This is a genomic window from Pseudolysinimonas sp. (genome assembly GCF_051954455.1).
Lineage (GTDB): Bacteria > Actinomycetota > Actinomycetes > Actinomycetales > Microbacteriaceae > Pseudolysinimonas.
This window is the reverse complement of the sequence record NZ_JBQCHS010000015.1, coordinates 87,565-102,359: the sequence shown is the minus strand read 5'-3', so window position 1 is coordinate 102,359 and position 14,795 is coordinate 87,565. Positions and strand designations below refer to the sequence as shown.

At 73.4% G+C, this 14,795-nt stretch carries 16 protein-coding genes; 12 read left to right on the top strand and 4 right to left on the bottom strand.

Annotated elements, in window-relative coordinates; translation table 11 throughout:
- Positions 1-11: 11 nt before the first annotated feature.
- On the bottom strand, positions 12-1,334 hold the full coding sequence (gene aspS, locus ACTHM3_RS06825; protein WP_440405354.1) for an aspartate--tRNA(Asn) ligase: 1,323 nt from the start codon (positions 1,332-1,334) through the stop codon (positions 12-14).
- A gap of 67 nt (positions 1,335-1,401) precedes the next feature.
- Here aspS and ACTHM3_RS06820 point away from each other — a divergent pair, with 67 nt between their 5' ends.
- The 5 genes from ACTHM3_RS06820 to ccsB are packed head-to-tail and all read left to right on the top strand — an operon-like array spanning position 1,402 to position 6,055.
- Entirely contained in the window at positions 1,402-2,049 is a 648-nt protein-coding gene (locus ACTHM3_RS06820) for a histidine phosphatase family protein (RefSeq protein ID WP_440405353.1), read from the top strand.
- A complete protein-coding gene (locus tag ACTHM3_RS06815; RefSeq protein WP_440405352.1) occupies positions 2,049-2,651 on the top strand; it encodes a TlpA family protein disulfide reductase in 603 nt (200 codons plus the stop codon). Before ACTHM3_RS06820 ends, ACTHM3_RS06815 begins: the two co-directional genes overlap by 1 nt.
- Positions 2,651-3,376 carry a cytochrome c biogenesis CcdA family protein gene (locus ACTHM3_RS06810; protein ID WP_440405351.1) on the top strand — a complete coding sequence of 242 codons (726 nt, stop codon included), beginning with the start codon at positions 2,651-2,653 and terminating at the stop codon, positions 3,374-3,376. Before ACTHM3_RS06815 ends, ACTHM3_RS06810 begins: the two co-directional genes overlap by 1 nt.
- Positions 3,363-5,048, top strand: a complete 1,686-nt coding sequence (gene resB / locus ACTHM3_RS06805) for a cytochrome c biogenesis protein ResB (RefSeq protein ID WP_440405350.1) — start codon at positions 3,363-3,365, stop codon at positions 5,046-5,048. Before ACTHM3_RS06810 ends, resB begins: the two co-directional genes overlap by 14 nt.
- Before the next feature lie 2 nt (positions 5,049-5,050).
- Entirely contained in the window at positions 5,051-6,055 is a 1,005-nt protein-coding gene (gene ccsB, locus ACTHM3_RS06800) for a c-type cytochrome biogenesis protein CcsB (RefSeq protein ID WP_440405349.1), read from the top strand.
- A gap of 6 nt (positions 6,056-6,061) precedes the next feature.
- Here ccsB and ACTHM3_RS06795 read toward each other — a convergent pair whose 3' ends face one another.
- Positions 6,062-7,066, bottom strand: a complete 1,005-nt coding sequence (locus tag ACTHM3_RS06795) for an o-succinylbenzoate synthase (RefSeq protein WP_440405348.1) — start codon at positions 7,064-7,066, stop codon at positions 6,062-6,064.
- Positions 7,067-7,103: 37 nt separating this feature from the next.
- Here ACTHM3_RS06795 and ACTHM3_RS06790 point away from each other — a divergent pair, with 37 nt between their 5' ends.
- The 5 genes from ACTHM3_RS06790 (at position 7,104) to ACTHM3_RS06770 (ending at position 11,168) form a co-directional block, all read left to right on the top strand.
- Positions 7,104-7,577 (top strand): hypothetical protein, encoded by a 474-nt coding sequence (locus ACTHM3_RS06790; protein WP_440405347.1) that lies wholly within the window; start codon positions 7,104-7,106, stop codon positions 7,575-7,577.
- A gap of 97 nt (positions 7,578-7,674) precedes the next feature.
- Positions 7,675-8,034: a hypothetical protein gene (locus ACTHM3_RS06785; protein ID WP_440405346.1), complete on the top strand. Its 360-nt coding sequence runs from the start codon at positions 7,675-7,677 to the stop codon at positions 8,032-8,034.
- Positions 8,031-8,927 (top strand): 1,4-dihydroxy-2-naphthoyl-CoA synthase, encoded by an 897-nt coding sequence (locus tag ACTHM3_RS06780; RefSeq protein ID WP_440405345.1) that lies wholly within the window; start codon positions 8,031-8,033, stop codon positions 8,925-8,927. The genes ACTHM3_RS06785 and ACTHM3_RS06780 overlap by 4 nt, the downstream gene beginning before the upstream one ends.
- A 49-nt stretch (positions 8,928-8,976) precedes the next feature.
- Positions 8,977-10,095: an AMP-binding protein gene (locus ACTHM3_RS06775; protein WP_440405344.1), complete on the top strand. Its 1,119-nt coding sequence runs from the start codon at positions 8,977-8,979 to the stop codon at positions 10,093-10,095.
- A gap of 11 nt (positions 10,096-10,106) precedes the next feature.
- Positions 10,107-11,168, top strand: a complete 1,062-nt coding sequence (locus tag ACTHM3_RS06770) for a 1,4-dihydroxy-2-naphthoate polyprenyltransferase (RefSeq protein WP_440405343.1) — start codon at positions 10,107-10,109, stop codon at positions 11,166-11,168.
- Positions 11,169-11,179: 11 nt separating this feature from the next.
- Here the strand turns inward: ACTHM3_RS06770 and ACTHM3_RS06765 are convergent, their stop codons facing one another.
- Positions 11,180-11,455 carry a DUF4229 domain-containing protein gene (locus ACTHM3_RS06765; RefSeq protein WP_440405342.1) on the bottom strand — a complete coding sequence of 92 codons (276 nt, stop codon included), beginning with the start codon at positions 11,453-11,455 and terminating at the stop codon, positions 11,180-11,182.
- 42 nt (positions 11,456-11,497) lie between these two features.
- Here ACTHM3_RS06765 and ACTHM3_RS06760 point away from each other — a divergent pair, with 42 nt between their 5' ends.
- Together ACTHM3_RS06760 and menD are read left to right on the top strand one after the other, a co-directional pair.
- A complete protein-coding gene (locus ACTHM3_RS06760; RefSeq protein WP_440405341.1) occupies positions 11,498-11,887 on the top strand; it encodes a PLD nuclease N-terminal domain-containing protein in 390 nt (129 codons plus the stop codon).
- The gene (gene menD / locus ACTHM3_RS06755) at positions 11,884-13,542 is read left to right on the top strand and encodes a 2-succinyl-5-enolpyruvyl-6-hydroxy-3-cyclohexene-1-carboxylic-acid synthase (protein ID WP_440405340.1); all 1,659 of its coding nucleotides are present in this window, start codon (positions 11,884-11,886) and stop codon (positions 13,540-13,542) included. Before ACTHM3_RS06760 ends, menD begins: the two co-directional genes overlap by 4 nt.
- A 31-nt stretch (positions 13,543-13,573) precedes the next feature.
- Here menD and ACTHM3_RS06750 read toward each other — a convergent pair whose 3' ends face one another.
- Positions 13,574-14,785: an isochorismate synthase gene (locus ACTHM3_RS06750; protein WP_440405471.1), complete on the bottom strand. Its 1,212-nt coding sequence runs from the start codon at positions 14,783-14,785 to the stop codon at positions 13,574-13,576.
- Positions 14,786-14,795 lie beyond the last annotated feature (10 nt).

The following is a 14,795-nucleotide window of genomic DNA, read 5'->3' as shown; positions in this document are numbered from 1 at the left end:
CGCAAGGCGGTTTACGGCTCCAGGCGGTTCGGGCCGCGGAAGAGGTAGATGACCTCGCGGATCGACGGCAGGTGCAGCAGGAGCATCAGGACGCGCGCGAGGCCCATGCCGAAGCCGCCGTGCGGCGGGACGCCGTACTTGAAGAACTCCAAGTACTCGCCGATCTCGTCCGGGTTCGCGCCCTTGTCGCGCGCCTGCTCCACGAGCACGTCGATCCGGTGCTCGCGCTGGGCGCCGGTGGAGATCTCCGCGCCGTTGAAGATGAGGTCGTAGCTGTAGGTGAGCGACGGGTCGTCCTCGTGGCGGCGGTGGTAGTAGGGCCGGATGCTCGACGCGTAGTCGGTCAGGAACACGAACTCGTGCCCGTACTGCTCCGCGACGTACTCCGAGATCCGCCGCTCGCCCTCGGGGTCCATGTCGGCATCGTGCCGCGGCACCACGTAGCCCCGACCGGCGACGATCTCCTTCGCCTCGGCGAGCGGGATCCGCGGGAACGGCAGCGCCGGAACCGTCACCTCGACGCCGAACAGCGCCTCGATCTCGGCGCCGTGCTTCTCCTTGACCGCGGTCAGCGCCGCGACGAGCAGCTGCTCGTGCATCTGCATGACGTCCTCGTGGGAGTCGACCCAGCTGATCTCGGCATCCACCGACACGAACTCGGTCGCGTGGCGCGAGGTGAACGACGGGTCGGCCCGGAACGCCGGCCCGACCTCGAACACCTTGCCGAAGCCGGCGGCCTGCGCCATCTGCTTGAAGTGCTGCGGGCTCTGCGCGAGGTAGGCGGTCGTCTCGAAGTACGGCACCTGGAACAGCTCGGCGCGCGACTCCGACGGCGACGCCATGAGCTTCGGGGTGTGGATCTCGATGTAGCCGTTGTCGACCCACCAGGTGCGCATCGCGTGGAGCATCGTCGTCTGCACCCGGAAGACGAGGTTCATCTCCGGTCGGCGCAGGTCGAGCCAGCGGAAGTCGAGGCGCTTGTCGATCGACGAGTCCTCCGCGATGGGGGAGTCGAGGGCCGGAGCCGCGACCTCCAGCTCGCCGACCCTCACCTCGAGTCCGCCGAGCTTCACGCGCTCGTCGTGCTTCAGCTCGCCGCCGACCCGGACGAAGGCGCCGGTCGTGAGCGCCGAGATCGCCGCGGCGACGGGGTCGGGCTGCGGGTCGTCGCCCGTGTCGGTGCGCGGGTGCACGAGCTGCACGGCGCCGGTCTCGTCGCGGAGCACGACGAACTGCACCTTCTTCTGATCGCGGACCGTCTCGACCCATCCCGCGACGGAGACGGGCCCGTCGGTCGAGGCGGCCAGATCGGCGACGAGGGTGCGGGAGGTCACGGGGGCCGAGTCTACCGAGCGCACCCGCGCCGGAATCCCTCAGCAACCCGACCGTAGAATTCAGCGCGTGTCCGCCGATCTCGTCCGTCTGGTGCGCCACGGCGAGGTCCACAACCCCGCCGGGGTGCTCTACGGGCGCCTGCCGGAGTTCCATCTGAGCGACCGCGGCCGCGAGATGGCGGCGCGCGCGGCGGAGTCGCTGGCCGGCCACGACATCCGTCGCGTGATCGCCAGCCCGCTCACCCGCACCCGGGAGAGCGCCCAGCCGTGGCTCGAGCTGTTCCGCGGCACGCTGGTCGATCCGGGCCTCGCGATCGACGAGCGCCTCATCGAGCCGACCAACGTCTTCGAGGGCGTCAACATCAAGCGTGCGGTGCGCGCGAACCCTCTCCTCGCGCGGCACTTCCGCAATCCGTGGAAGCCGTCGTGGGGCGAGCCGTTCGCCGACATCGCCGCCCGGATGATGGCCGCGATCCGCGACGCGCACGCGTCGGTCGACGGCGGCGAGGTCGTGCTCGTCAGCCACCAGGCGCCGATCTGGACCGTCGCCCGCGCCGTGCAGGGCAAGCCGCTCGCGAGCGACCCGCGGAGCCGCCGATGCGCGCTCTCGAGCATCACGACCGTGGCCTTCCGCGACGGCGCGTTCGTCGAGGTCGACTACCAGGAGCCCGCCGCCGAGCTGCTCGCGCAGGCGATCGACCTGGGGGCGGTGTGATGCGCCGCCGCGCCCTGGCCGCGCTGGCCGTCGGACTGGTCGCCGCCTCCCTCGCCCTCGCCGGCTGCAGCTCGAGCGACGGCATCGCCGGCACCGACAAGGGCGGCGTCTACACCTCGGGCGACGGCGCCACGACGACCTTCTCGGAGAAGGACCGCGCCGCTCCGGTGAGCTGGAAGGCCACCGAGGCCGACGGCTCCGCGATCTCGAGCAGCGAGCTGCTCGGCAAGGTCGTCGTCCTCAACTTCTGGTACGCGCAGTGCGGCCCCTGCATCGCGGAGGCCCCGCGGCTGCAGTCGCTCTCGCAGAAGTACGCGGGCGACGGCGTCCAGTTCGTCGGTGTCAACGTGCGCGACAACGCGGGGCAGGCGCAGGCGTTCGAGAAGACCCACGGCGTCACCTACCCGACGACCCTCGAGGCGCCGCACAACGCCCCCATCACGGTGGCGTTCACCGGCAAGGTCTCGACCAACACGACCCCCACCACCCTCGTGATCGATCGGAAGGGCCGGGTCGCCGCGCGCTTCAGCGGCGAGATCACCAAGGAGCAGGAGCCCGTGCTGAGCGAGGTCATCCAGACGACGCTCGACGAGAAGAACTGATGGGCATCGGCACCATCGTCACGAGCGGCGGCCTCTGGCTGGCGGTGCCCATCGCGCTCGCCGCGGGTCTGGTGTCGTTCCTGTCCCCGTGCGTGCTGCCGCTCGTGCCGGGGTACCTCGGGTACGTGAGCGGCGTCGCGAGCGGGGCGGTCCAGACGCGCCGCCGGGTGCTGCTCGGGGCCGCCCTCTTCGTCCTGGGCTTCTCCCTCGTCTTCCTGCTCGCGACGATCCTCGTGGGCACCGTCGGGGTCTTCGTCGCGCAGTGGACGGACCTCATCCTCCGGATCGCGGGCGTCGTCGTGATCGTCATGGGCGTCGTCTTCATCGGCCAGGTGAGCTTCCTGCAGCGGACGGTCAAGCCCGCGTGGCAGCCCCGCACCGGCCTCATCGGCGCACCGCTGCTGGGCGTCATCTTCGCGGTCGGCTGGACCCCGTGCGTCGGCCCGACCCTCGTCGCGGTCACCTCGCTCGTGCTCGACCAGGGCGACCTCGGGCGGGCGGTGCTCCTGGGCGTCGCCTACTGCCTCGGCCTCGGGATCCCGTTCCTCCTCGTCGCCATCGGCTTCGGCTGGGTCGGCGCCTCGGTCCGCTGGGTGAAGCGCCACATCCGGGCGGTCAACATCGCGGGCGGCGTGCTGCTCATCGCGATCGGTGTGCTCATGGTGTCCGGCGTCTGGGGCTTCGTCATCCACTCGATCGGGGCGGGGACCGATGTCCCGCTCTGATCAGCTCGACCTGCGTCCGGACGACCATGCCGACTCCCCCGAGCCGGAGCGCGGCGACCGGATCACCCAGCCGCGGCTCGGGCCGGTCGGCTGGCTGCGCTTCCTCTGGCGGCAGCTGACCAGCATGCGGACGGCGCTGCTGCTCCTGCTGCTGCTCGCGGTCGCCGCGATCCCCGGGTCGCTCGTGCCGCAGCGCACCTCCGACCCGAACGGCGTCATCCAGTACCAGCAGAACCACCCCGAGGCCTACAAGATCCTCGACTCGCTCGGGGTGTTCTCGACCTTCGCGTCGCCGTGGTTCTCGGCGATCTACCTGCTGCTGTTCGTCTCGCTCGTGGGCTGCATCATCCCGCGCACGCGCCACCACCTCCAGGCGCTCGTCTCGCGGCCGCCGCGCACACCCATGCGGCTGCAGCGGCTGGTCGGCTACCGGGAGGCGTCGTCCGCGGCCGACGTCGAGACCGCGGTCACGGCCGGCCGCACGGTGCTCCGGCGGCTCGGCTACCGCGTGGAGCGCTACGGCGACTCGGTGTCGGCCGAGCGCGGCTATCTGCGGGAGACCGGCAATCTCATCTTCCACGTCGCGCTGGTCGGCATCCTCCTCACGGTCGGTGTCCTCGGGAGCTTCGGCTACACCGGGCAGAAGATCCTGGTGCAGGACGGCGGCGTCTTCACCAACGTCGGAGCCGACTACGACTCCTTCAACCCCGGCCGGTTCGCCTCCGTCGACGACCTGACGCCCTTCCAGATGAAGCTCGACTCGTTCACCGCGAGCTACTCGTTCAACCAGACGACGGGCAACTGGGATCCGCACGACTACGTCACGAAGCTCCGGACCCGCGAGCCCGGGCAGAGCTGGACGCAGCAGACGCTCAAGATCAACAGCCCGATCTCGATCGGCGGCACCGAGGTCTACCTGCTCGGCAACGGCTACGCCCCGGTGCTCACGATCCGCGCGCCCGACGGCACCGTCGTGAAGGACGAGCCGACGCCGTTCCTCGCGCAGGACGCGAACCTCACGAGCACGGGCGTCATCAAGGTCGTCGACGGGCTGAAGCAGCAGGTCGGGATCCAGGGCTTCTTCCGCCCGACACCCAACCCCGACGCGACCAAGATCCTCTCCTTCGCGCCGCAGCTCTCGAAGAAGGCCGACGTCTTCCTGTCGGTCTACGTCGGCGACCTCGGCCTCGACGGCGGGACCCCGCAGAACGTCTACACGCTCAACGTCGACAAGCTGAAGCTCGCGGCAGGCCGCGACGCGGCGACCGGCGACAAGGTCGGCGGCGGCCCCATCGACCTGACGCTCGGGCAGAAGGCGCAGCTGCCCGACGGTCTCGGCACCATCGAGTTCAGCGGCATCAAGCGCTACGTGAGCCTCGACATCCACCACGACCCGACGCCGACGCTCGCGCTCGTCTTCGCGCTGCTGGTGCTCGGCGGGCTGCTGCTCAGCCTCTTCATCCCGCGCCGCCGGGTGTGGATCACGGCCGAGTCCGGCCCGGACGGCACTGTCCTGCGCTACGCGGGCCTCGCCCGCGGCGAGGACGCGAACCTGGCCGGCGCCGTCGCCGAGGTGGCCGAGCGCCACCGGACCGCCCTCGGCGACGAACCCCCTCCGGGCGGCGCCGCGGACGACCTCGCGCCGCCTGAGAACCCGAAACCTAGGATGTGACCGTGACCGACACCCTCGCCGCGTACTCGCTGCTGCTGGCGTACTCCGCCATGGCGGTCTACGCGATCGCGTTCGTCATGTACGTGCTCGACCTGAGCCGCCGTACGGGCACCGCCGAGGCCGCGGCGGTCGCCCGCACGCCGGCCTCGACGACCGCAGCGGCGGGCGCCCGCGGCGGGACCGCGCTCCTCGAGCGAGTGGGCACCATCACCTCGCGCGTCGCCGAGTCGCAGTCGCGCAGCGTCAACAAGGCCACCCGCTTCCAGCGGACCGCGTTCGCGCTCACCATCGTCGCGGCCGTGGTCCACCTCGGCGCGATCGTGCTCCGCGGGCTCGCCGCCGACCGCGGCCCGTGGGCCAACATGTACGAGTTCTCGCTCACCGGCACCGGGATCATCGTCGTCGTCTTCGTGGTGATCAACCTGTGGCGCGACGTCAAGTTCCTCGGCGCCTACATCACCGGCTTCGTCGTGCTGCTGCTCGGGCTCGCGGTCACCAACTTCTACGTCGCGGTGACGCCGACCCCGCCGCCGCTGCAGTCGTACTGGCTCTACATCCACATCTCGGTGGCCATGCTCGCGACCGGGTTCTACGCCGTCGGGGGCGGGCTCTCGATCGTGCAGCTGCTGCAGTCGGCGCGCGAGAAGGGGCGCCTGGCCAAGTGGCGCTTCCTGCAGACCTTCCCGTCCTCCGCGTCGCTCGAGGTCATGGCGTCGCGGCTCATCATCGTCGGCTTCGCTTTCTGGACCTTCACCCTCATGGCCGGCGCGATCTGGGCGTACCACGCCTGGGGCCGGTACTGGGGATGGGACACCAAGGAGGTCTGGACCTTCATCATCTGGGTCGTGTTCGCGGGCTACATCCACGCGCGGGCGACCCGCGGATGGCGCGGTACCCGCTCCGCGTGGCTCGCGATCATCGGCCTCGCCGCGGTGCTGTTCAACTTCACGATCGTGAACCTGTTCTTCCAGGGCCTGCACGCGTACTCGGGGCTCACCACGAGCTGACCGCGGCTACTCGACCCGCGTCAGGTGCGCGTGGGTGCGCGTGAGGCGCTCGCGCCACCACGCGGTGCGCTCGGGGGACGCCGCGAGGGCGTCGAGGGCCACCGTGTCCGGGACGGGACGCGCGACGGGGATCGCCCCGTCGACCGGCACGAGCGGCTCGGCGACGACGTCGCGCTCGAACAGACCGACCGTCGCGAGGCCGCAGTCGTAGGGCAGCTCCGGCAGCGCCGCCGCGAGGTGCGCCCCCATCGCGATCCCGATGCTCGTGTCGAGGGCGCTCGAGACGTTCACCGGGAGGCCGGCCTCGGCCACGACCTCCATCGCACGGTGGATGCCGCCGAGCGGCTGCGCCTTCACCACCAGCAGGTCGGCGGCGCCCGCCCGCGCGACGGCGAGCGGATCGGCGGCCTTGCGCACGCTCTCGTCGGCGGCGATCGGGATGTCCCAATCGTGCAGCCGCGCGCGCAGCTCGGCGAGCTCCTCGACCCGCGCACACGGCTGCTCCGCGTACTCGAGGTCGAACGGCGCGAGGGCGTGAAGGGCGTGCTCGGCCTCGTCGACGTTCCAGCCGCCGTTGGCGTCGATCCGCACCCGGCCCTCCGGGCCGAGCAGCTCGCGCGCCCGCGCCACCCGGGCGATGTCGTCGGCGAGCGTCTGCCCCCGCTCGGCGACCTTCACCTTCACGGTGCGGCACCCGGGGTAGAGGGCGAGCACGCCGGCGACGGCGTCGGGCCCCACCGCGGGCAGCGTCGCGTTCACCGGGATCGCGTCGCGGAGCGGAGCCGGTGCCGGGTTCCAGCCGAAGTCGATCGCGCCCGCGAGCCACGCGGCCGCCTCCGCATCGTCGTACTCGACGAACGGCGAGAACTCGGTCCAGCCCTCGGGCCCCTCGAACAGCATCGCCTCGCGCTCGTCGACCCCGCGGAACCGCGTCCGCAGCGGGATCGCGACGACGCGCGCGGTCGCCAGCAGCTCCTCGAGGGCGGGCGGCGGCACGGGCCGGTCGGACATGCCCTCAGAGTAGGCTGGCGTCCGTCAGGAGGGGCCGATGAGCTACTCGCCGCAGCAGTCGCGCCGGCCGGCGCCGCCGGCTCCCGGGCAGCTGATCGCGCCGCAGTCGCGGGCACCCGTGCCGACGCAGCGGGGCGGATACCGCCCCCAGACGACGGCGACCGCTCCGCAGCGCGGCGGCATCCCGCCGATCTCGTCGACCTACACCCACGCTCCGACGCTCGGCCAGTTCTGGCGCAGCGATGTGCGCCGCACCCGCGCAGGACGCACGCGCTGGCCGGGTCTCCTCGCGTTCCTCGGCGGCCTCGCGGCGCTCATCCTGCTCATCGCCGCCCTCGCGGTGACGTCGGTCGTGATCGCGTCGGTCGCCCTCGCCTTCAGCGTCGTCGCCGGGTTCTTCGCCCTCGTGGCGATCATCGCGGGGCTCGGCCGCGGCCTCGGCGTCCTCGGCCTGCTCCTCGCGCTCGCGGGCAACGTCTACCTCGTCGCGCCGTTCCTCGGCCGTGGCTGATCCGACGCGCGCGGCCGCCGCGAGCGAGCCCGTATCGGCGCCGGAGCCCGTGCGCACCCCCGCGCAGGCCCCGGGCCCCGTGCAAGCGCCTCACGGCGTGCCGACCGCGGATTCCGCGCCGCTCCCGGACTCTGCGGCGGCGCCCCCGCATCGCGGCGAGGCGGAGCATCGCGTCCCGCGCGAGCGCCGCCCGACCCCGTGGGGCCGCACCGCGCTCGTGCTGGCCGTGCTCATGGTCGTCGTGCTGACCTCGGCCCTCGTCGTCAACGCACCCGGCCGCTACCTCGAGTCGACGATCCTCGCCCTCATCGCCGACGGCCTGAGCGTGCTCGCCCTCATCGCGGGCATCGTCGGGATCGTCGCGCGACGCGATCGCGGGGCGGCGATCGCGGCCGTCCTGATCGCGGTGCTCGGGAATCCATTCGTCCTCCTCTACGGATTGGGAGCCCTCACATGACCGCCGGCCAGGTCTCGGAGATCTTCGACCCCGCCCGCTGGCGGGGCGTCGACGGATTCGCCGGTCTCGAGGACGTCACCTACCATCACGACACCACGGGCCGGATCGCCCGCGTCGCGTTCGACCGGCCGGAGGTGCGCAACGCGTTCCGTCCCCAGACGGTGGACGAGTTGGCGCGCGTGCTCGACGACGCCCGGATGAACCCGCGGATCGGCGTCGTGCTGCTGACCGGCAACGGCCCGTCGCCGAAGGACGGCGGATGGGCGTTCTGCTCCGGCGGCGACCAGCGCGTGCGGGGGAGGGCGGGGTACGAGTACCGCGACGGCGAGCCCGCGGGCGCCGGCCGCCTGCACATCCTCGAGGTCCAGCGGCTCATCCGGTTCATGCCGAAGGTCGTGATCGCGGTGGTGCCCGGATGGGCGGCGGGCGGAGGGCACTCCCTCTACGTCGTGTGCGACCTGGCGATCGCGTCGGCGGAGCACGCCCGGTTCAAGCAGACCGACGCCGACGTCGGCAGCTTCGACGCCGGCTACGGGAGCGCCTACTTCGCCCGGCAGGTCGGCCAGAAGGTCGCGCGCGAGGTCTTCTTCCTCGCCGAGGAGTACAGCGCACAGCGCGCCTACGAGATGGGCGCGATCAACCGGGTCGCCCCGCACGCCGAGCTCGAGGCGGAGGCGCTCGCCATGGCCGAGACGATCCTCGGCAAGAGCCCGACCTCGATCCGGATGCTGAAGTACGCGTTCAACGCGGTCGACGACGGGCTGGTCGGGCAGCAGCTCTTCGCGGGCGAGGCGACGCGCCTCGCCTACGGCACCGACGAGGCAGCCGAGGGGCGCGACGCGTTCCTCGAGAAGCGCGCCCCCGACTGGTCGCCCTTCCCGTGGCACTTCTGACCCCGCCGGCATCGCCCAGTCCGCTCGAGTGCGCCGTCGGGAGCGTGCGGTGACGCGGCGGGTCGAGGTCGTGCGCGGCGGCGCGGTGCTGCTGCGCCTCCGCGACGCGCTCGCGGGCGGCCCCGCGATCCTCCCGGCCGCGCCCGGCGCCGAGCCGCTCGATCCCCCCGCCGAGGTGGAGCAGCGCGTCGCCCTGATCGTGGAGACCAGCGGCTCGACCGGGCGCCCGAAGCGGGTCGCGCTGAGCGCCGACGCCCTCCTCGCGAACGCGGCGGCCAGCACGTCGGCGCTCGGCGGCCCGGGGCAGTGGGTGCTCGCGCTGCCGACGCACTACATCGCGGGCCTCAACGTGCTCGCCCGCTCGTTCGCGGCCGGCATCGACCCGGTCGCGGTCGAGGGGGAGCACTTCACGGCGGACGGCTTCACCGCCGCCGCCCGTCGCATCGTCCAGCCCGAGCGCCTTGTTGCGCTCGTGCCGGCGCAGCTCGCGACGCTCCTGGACGACCGGGAGGCGCTGAACGAGCTCCGCCGGTTCCAGGCCGTGCTCGTGGGCGGCCAGTCGACACCGGCGGCGCTCGCCGACCGCGCCCTCGACGCCGGCGTGCGACTCGTCCGCAGCTACGGCTCCAGCGAGACGAGCGGCGGCGTCGTGTACGACGGGCGGCCCGTCGGCGGCACGGCGGTGCGCGTCGAGGACGGCGAGGTCTGGCTCGGCGGACCGAGCCTCGCGGAGGGCTACCTCGACGATCCCGGGCTCACCGCCGAGCGGTTCGTCGAGAGGGACGGGAAGCGGTGGTTCCGCACCGCCGACGGCGGCACGTGGGACGGCGACCGCCTCACCGTCACCGGCCGGCGCGACGACGTGCTCATCTCCGGCGGCGTCAAGGTGGCGCTCGCCGCGGTGGAGCGGGTGCTCCGGGAGCAGCCCGGACTCCACGACGCGGTCGTCGTCGCCGCGCCCGACGAGCGCTGGGGCCAGGTCCCGGTCGCGTACACGGTCGCGCGTCTCGACGACGCCGGGCGCGCGGCGGCGATCGCGGCCGTGGGCGAGGCTCTCGGCGCCCCCGCGCGACCGGCGCGACTCGAGACCCTCGACGCGCTGCCGGCGCTGCCGAGCGGCAAGCCCGACCGCCGGGCGCTGACCGGGCTCGCGAGCCGGGAACCGTAGACTCCGTTCCCGTGGCACGCCCGAAGCAGCAGCGCATCGACCCGCGGACCGTCGAGAAGCGGGTCGCGGCACCCCGCCCCGCCGGCAAGGGCGGCGCACCCGCGAAGCAGCGCACGCGGGGGCGCAGCGGACGACCCGGGGGACGCCCCGCCGCCGAGGCCCGCCCGGCCACGCTCGGCACCTGGATCGCGGGCGCGCGCCCGCAGACGCTCGTCCTCGCGCTCGCCGCGGTCGCGCGCGGGTACGGCGCCGCCTCGCCGACGTTCGGTCCGTCGCTCGCCGACCACTGGCTCCGCGGGCTCGGCTGCCTCGTCGTCGCCGTCGCGCTGCAGATCGGGGTCAACTACGCCAACGACTACTCCGACGGCATCAAGGGCGTCGACGCGAACCGCGTCGGCCCGGTGCGGCTCGTCGGGTCGGGGCGGGCGAAGCCGCGGCACGTGCTGATCGCCGCGCTCGTGTTCTTCGGGATCGCGGCGGTCGCCGGGCTTCTCGTGGTCTGGAAGAGCGGCCAGTGGTGGCTGCTCGCCGTGGGCGTCGTCTGCATCGCGGCCGCCTGGTTCTACACCGGCGGCAAGCGCCCCTACGGGTACCGCGCGCTCGGCGAGCTCGCGGTCTTCATCTTCTTCGGGATCGTGCCGGTCGCGGGCACCGTCTTCGTGCTCTCCAGCAGCCCGGCCCGCCCCGGCACCGTGAACGCGGAGGGATGGGTCGGCGCGGCCGCGTTCGGGGCGCTCGCGACGGCGGTCGTGCTCGTCAACAACATCCGCGACCGGGAGCGCGACAAGGCCACCGGCAAGCGCACGCTGAGCGTGCTGATCGGGCGGATCCCGTCGCTGGTCCTCTACATCGTGCTCATGGTGCTGCCGTTCGGCGCGCTCGTGTTCTTCACGCTCTTCTACTCGAACGCCGGATACGTCTTCTTCACGGCGCTCGTCGCGGTGCCGGCGATCGTGATCGTGATCTTCGCGAAGACGCCGCGGGAGCTCGTGCTCGCGCTGAAGCTCACGCTGCTGACGGGCCTGCTCTACGGAGTCGGGCTCGGCGCCGCGCTGCTGTTCCCGCCGGCGTAACGGTCGGCCCGCTACTCCACGCCGGCGTCGCGGGCGCGGTCCTCGGCGTCCTCGTCGGAGCCGGCCTTCGCCGTGCGCGCGCGGGACCGCTCCGACATCTCGGCCGCGACGCGGGCGCGCAGCTTGCCGAAGAAGATGTACGAGATGCAGAACGCGAGGAGCGCCGCGATGACCGCGGCCCCCGCCCAGGCGAGCGATCCGAGCGGCGCGGTCACCGCGTAGAGGACCGCGAACAGGACCGCGAAGAGCCCGACGCGCACGATGGTGAAGAGGACCCAGGCGCGCACCCCGTCATCCTACGAGCGGGTCGCTGTGCCTAGACTCCGAGGGTGATCCGCTACCTCCCGTTCATCGTCGAGGTGATCCTCGTGGTGGTGGCGCTGGTCGACCTCGTCCTCATCGATGCATCCCGCGTGCGCGGGCTGCCGAAGTGGGGCTGGATCATGCTCGCGATCATCCTGCCGGTCATCGGGCCGATCCTGTGGTTCGTGGTCGGGCGCGAGCGGCTCGAACCGCGCAACCACGGGCGGTACGCGAGCGACGGCTCCGTCGAGCGCGGGCCGCGGAGCGCGCCGCGCGCTCCCGACGACGACCCCGAGTTCCTCCGCCGGTTGAGCCGGGAGCAGCAGCAGGCGCAGCGCATCCGCGACCTGGAGCGCCAGCTCGAAGAGCGCTCAGCCGACGACCAGAAGCCCGACGACACGAAGCAGGCCGAGTGACGGACTCCCCCGCCGGCGAGTACGCGGTCGCGCTGCTCGCCGAGTTCGTGCGCGCCGGCGTCCGCGACGCCGTCGTGTGCCCCGGGTCGCGCTCCCAGGCACTGGCCCTCGCGGCCGCCGCGCTCGAACGGGCCGGACTGCTGCGGCTGCACGTGCGCATCGACGAGCGCTCGGCCGGGTTCCTCGCCCTCGGTCTCGCGGCAGAGTCGCGGACGCCGGTGGCGATCGTCACGACCTCGGGCACGGCGGTCGCCAACCTGCATCCCGCGGTCCTCGAGGCGTCGCACGCCGGGATCCCGCTGCTCCTGCTCACGGGCGACCGGCCCGAGGAGCTGCGCGGCATCGGCGCGAATCAGGCGACGATCCAGGACGGGATCTTCGGCTCCGCGGTGCGACGGGCGTGGGACGTGCCGCCGGCCGGGTCGGCGGAGGGCGCTGCGGCGCTGGCGCGCGAGGCGGTCGCGGCGACGACGCTGCGCGGGGGCGGGCCCGTGCACCTGAACCTCGCCTTCCGCGAGCCGCTCTCAGGCGACATCCGCCTGCCCGAGATCGAGCCCGGGCGGTGGTCGCCCGCTCCGCCGAGCTCCGACGTCGTGACGCTGCGCCCCGGCCCGGGGATCGTGGTGGTGGCGGGCAGCGGAGCCGGCGAGCGCGCCGAGGAGGTCGCCCGCGAGCTCGGCGCCCCGCTCCTCGCCGAGGTCGCGAGCGGCGCGCGCTTCGGCCCGAACCTCGTCGCGGCCTACCGCGAGCTCCTCGACACCGGCAACTTCGGAGACCGCGTCGAGCGCGTGGTGGTGTTCGGGCACCCGACGCTCAGCCGCGAGGTGCCGGCGCTCATCCAGCGACCCGGGGTGGAGACCCTCGTGGTCCGCACGCCGGGGCGCGACGACTACGCGCCGGGCCGGGCGGTGCGGCGGTTCGCGGATGCCGTGGTCGTCGAGCCCGACGGGGCGGGGCTCGAGGCCTCCCGCTCCTGGGTCGGGCGCTGGGTCGCGGCGTCGCGGCGGATCCTCGACGAGGCCGCCGCGGCGGACGAACCGCTCGGCGCGGTCCTCACCGACGACGCCGTCGCGCGCGCCCGGTGGGCCCGCGAGCAGGTCGCGCAGCTGCGGGAGCCGGTGTCCCGTCGCCTCCTCGTCCGCGCCGTGTGGGACGCGACCTGGCCGCACGACCGGCTCGTGCTCGGGGCGTCGCGCCTCATCCGCGAGCTCGACCGCCTCGCGCCGGGCAAGCGAGTCCGGGCTCACGCCAACCGCGGGCTCGGCGGCATCGACGGCACGATCGCCACGGCGTCGGGCATCGCGCTCGCGAGCGCCGACCGCGGGACGACGCGCCTGCTGCTCGGCGACCTCGCGCTCCTGCACGACGCCGGGTCGCTGCTCGGGTCGGGCGGCGCCGAGGGCGAGGGCGGCCGGATCCAGGTGGTCGTCGGCGACGATCACGGCGGCTCCATCTTCGACACCCTCGAGGTCGCGAGCGCCGACCCCGAGCTCTACGGGCGCGTCATGCGCACGCCGCAGGACGTCGACGTGGAGGCGCTCGCCGCCGCGTACGGCTGGGAGTTCCGGCGGGTCGAGCACCGCGGCGACCTCACGCCGGCGCTGACCGACGCGGGAGCGGCGCGCACCCTCGTCCACGTGCCCCTCGCCCGCTGAGCCTGCGGAACGGGTGCACGTCGCGGCGGCGCTACGCGAACGCCTCCACGATCGGTCGGAACTTGAGCCGCGTCTCCGCCAGCTCGCGCTCCGGGTCGGAGTCGGCCACGATCCCCGCGCCGGCGTAGGCGGTCACCGTGCCGTCGGCTCCGATCTCGGCGGAGCGCAGGGCGATCGCCCACTTGCCGTCGCCGTGCGCGTCGACCCAGCCGACCGGGCCGCCGTAGCGACGGCGGTCGAGGTGCTCGAGCTCCGCGATCTGAGCCAGCGCCGCCTCCGTCGGATGCCCGGCGACCGCCGCGGTCGGGTGCAGGGCCGCGACGAGGTCGAGCGACCCCGAGCCGTCGGCGAGCGTCCCCTCCACGTCGGAGGCCAGGTGCCACAGGTTGGGGAGCTTCAGCGCGAACGGCATCTCGCTCGCGACGACGCCGCGAGCGTGCTCGCGGAGCGCGCCCAGCACGCTCTGCACGGCGTAGCGGTGCTCGTCGAGGTCCTTCGTCGACGTCGCGAGGGTGAGCGCCGCCGCGTGGTCGGAGGCCGCATCCATCCCGCGTGCGGCGGACCCGGCGAGCACCCGCGCGGTGACCGTTCCGTGGTTGACGCGCACGAGGGTCTCGGGGCTGGAGCCGATGAGCCCGTCGACCGCGAAGGTCCAGGTGTCGGGGTAGCCGAGCGCGAGGTCGACGAGCACCCGGCGGAGGTCGGCCCCCTCGGGCAGGTGGCCGGCGAGGTCGCGGGCGAGCACCACCTTGTCGAGCCGCCCCGCGAGGATCCGGCGGACCGCCTCGGCGACCGCCTCGCGGTAGCCGTCGGGCGAGAGCTCACCCGGTCGCAGCGGGATGCGGTACTCGGCCCCGAGCGGACGCGCGGCGATGCGGTCGTCGGCGTCGTCGACGCGGGTGACCCACGCGACGCCGTCGCGCAGCCCGACCGTGACCCGCGGGACGACGAGGACGCTCGGCCGATCCGACTCCGGCGCGAAGGTGAACGCGCCGAAGGCGATGAGGCCCGACCCCGAGAGTCGCACCGGATCGTCGATCTCGGCGTCCGCGACGATGCGCCGCCAGGCGTCGGCCGCCTCGCGGATGCGGTCGGGCCCGTGGAACTCGAGCCGCAGCGCCTCGCCGAATCCGGCGACGCCCTCGCCGCGCCGCACGAACAGGAGCGGGCGGGCGGGATCGAGCAGCGGGAGCAGCGACGCCGGCGCGTCGATCGGCCGGGTCGTCACACGCACGGTCCCCAGCTTAGGTTCG

Coding starts and splice junctions, on each gene's coding strand:
- ACTHM3_RS06795 (WP_440405348.1), bottom strand. CDS start 7,066: ATGTCCGACCGGCCCGTGCCGCCGCCCGCCCTCGAGGAGCTGCTGGCG.
- ACTHM3_RS06815 (WP_440405352.1), top strand. CDS start 2,049: ATGCGCCGCCGCGCCCTGGCCGCGCTGGCCGTCGGACTGGTCGCCGCC.
- resB (WP_440405350.1), top strand. CDS start 3,363: ATGTCCCGCTCTGATCAGCTCGACCTGCGTCCGGACGACCATGCCGAC.
- ACTHM3_RS06790 (WP_440405347.1), top strand. CDS start 7,104: ATGAGCTACTCGCCGCAGCAGTCGCGCCGGCCGGCGCCGCCGGCTCCC.
- ACTHM3_RS06810 (WP_440405351.1), top strand. CDS start 2,651: ATGGGCATCGGCACCATCGTCACGAGCGGCGGCCTCTGGCTGGCGGTG.
- ACTHM3_RS06780 (WP_440405345.1), top strand. CDS start 8,031: ATGACCGCCGGCCAGGTCTCGGAGATCTTCGACCCCGCCCGCTGGCGG.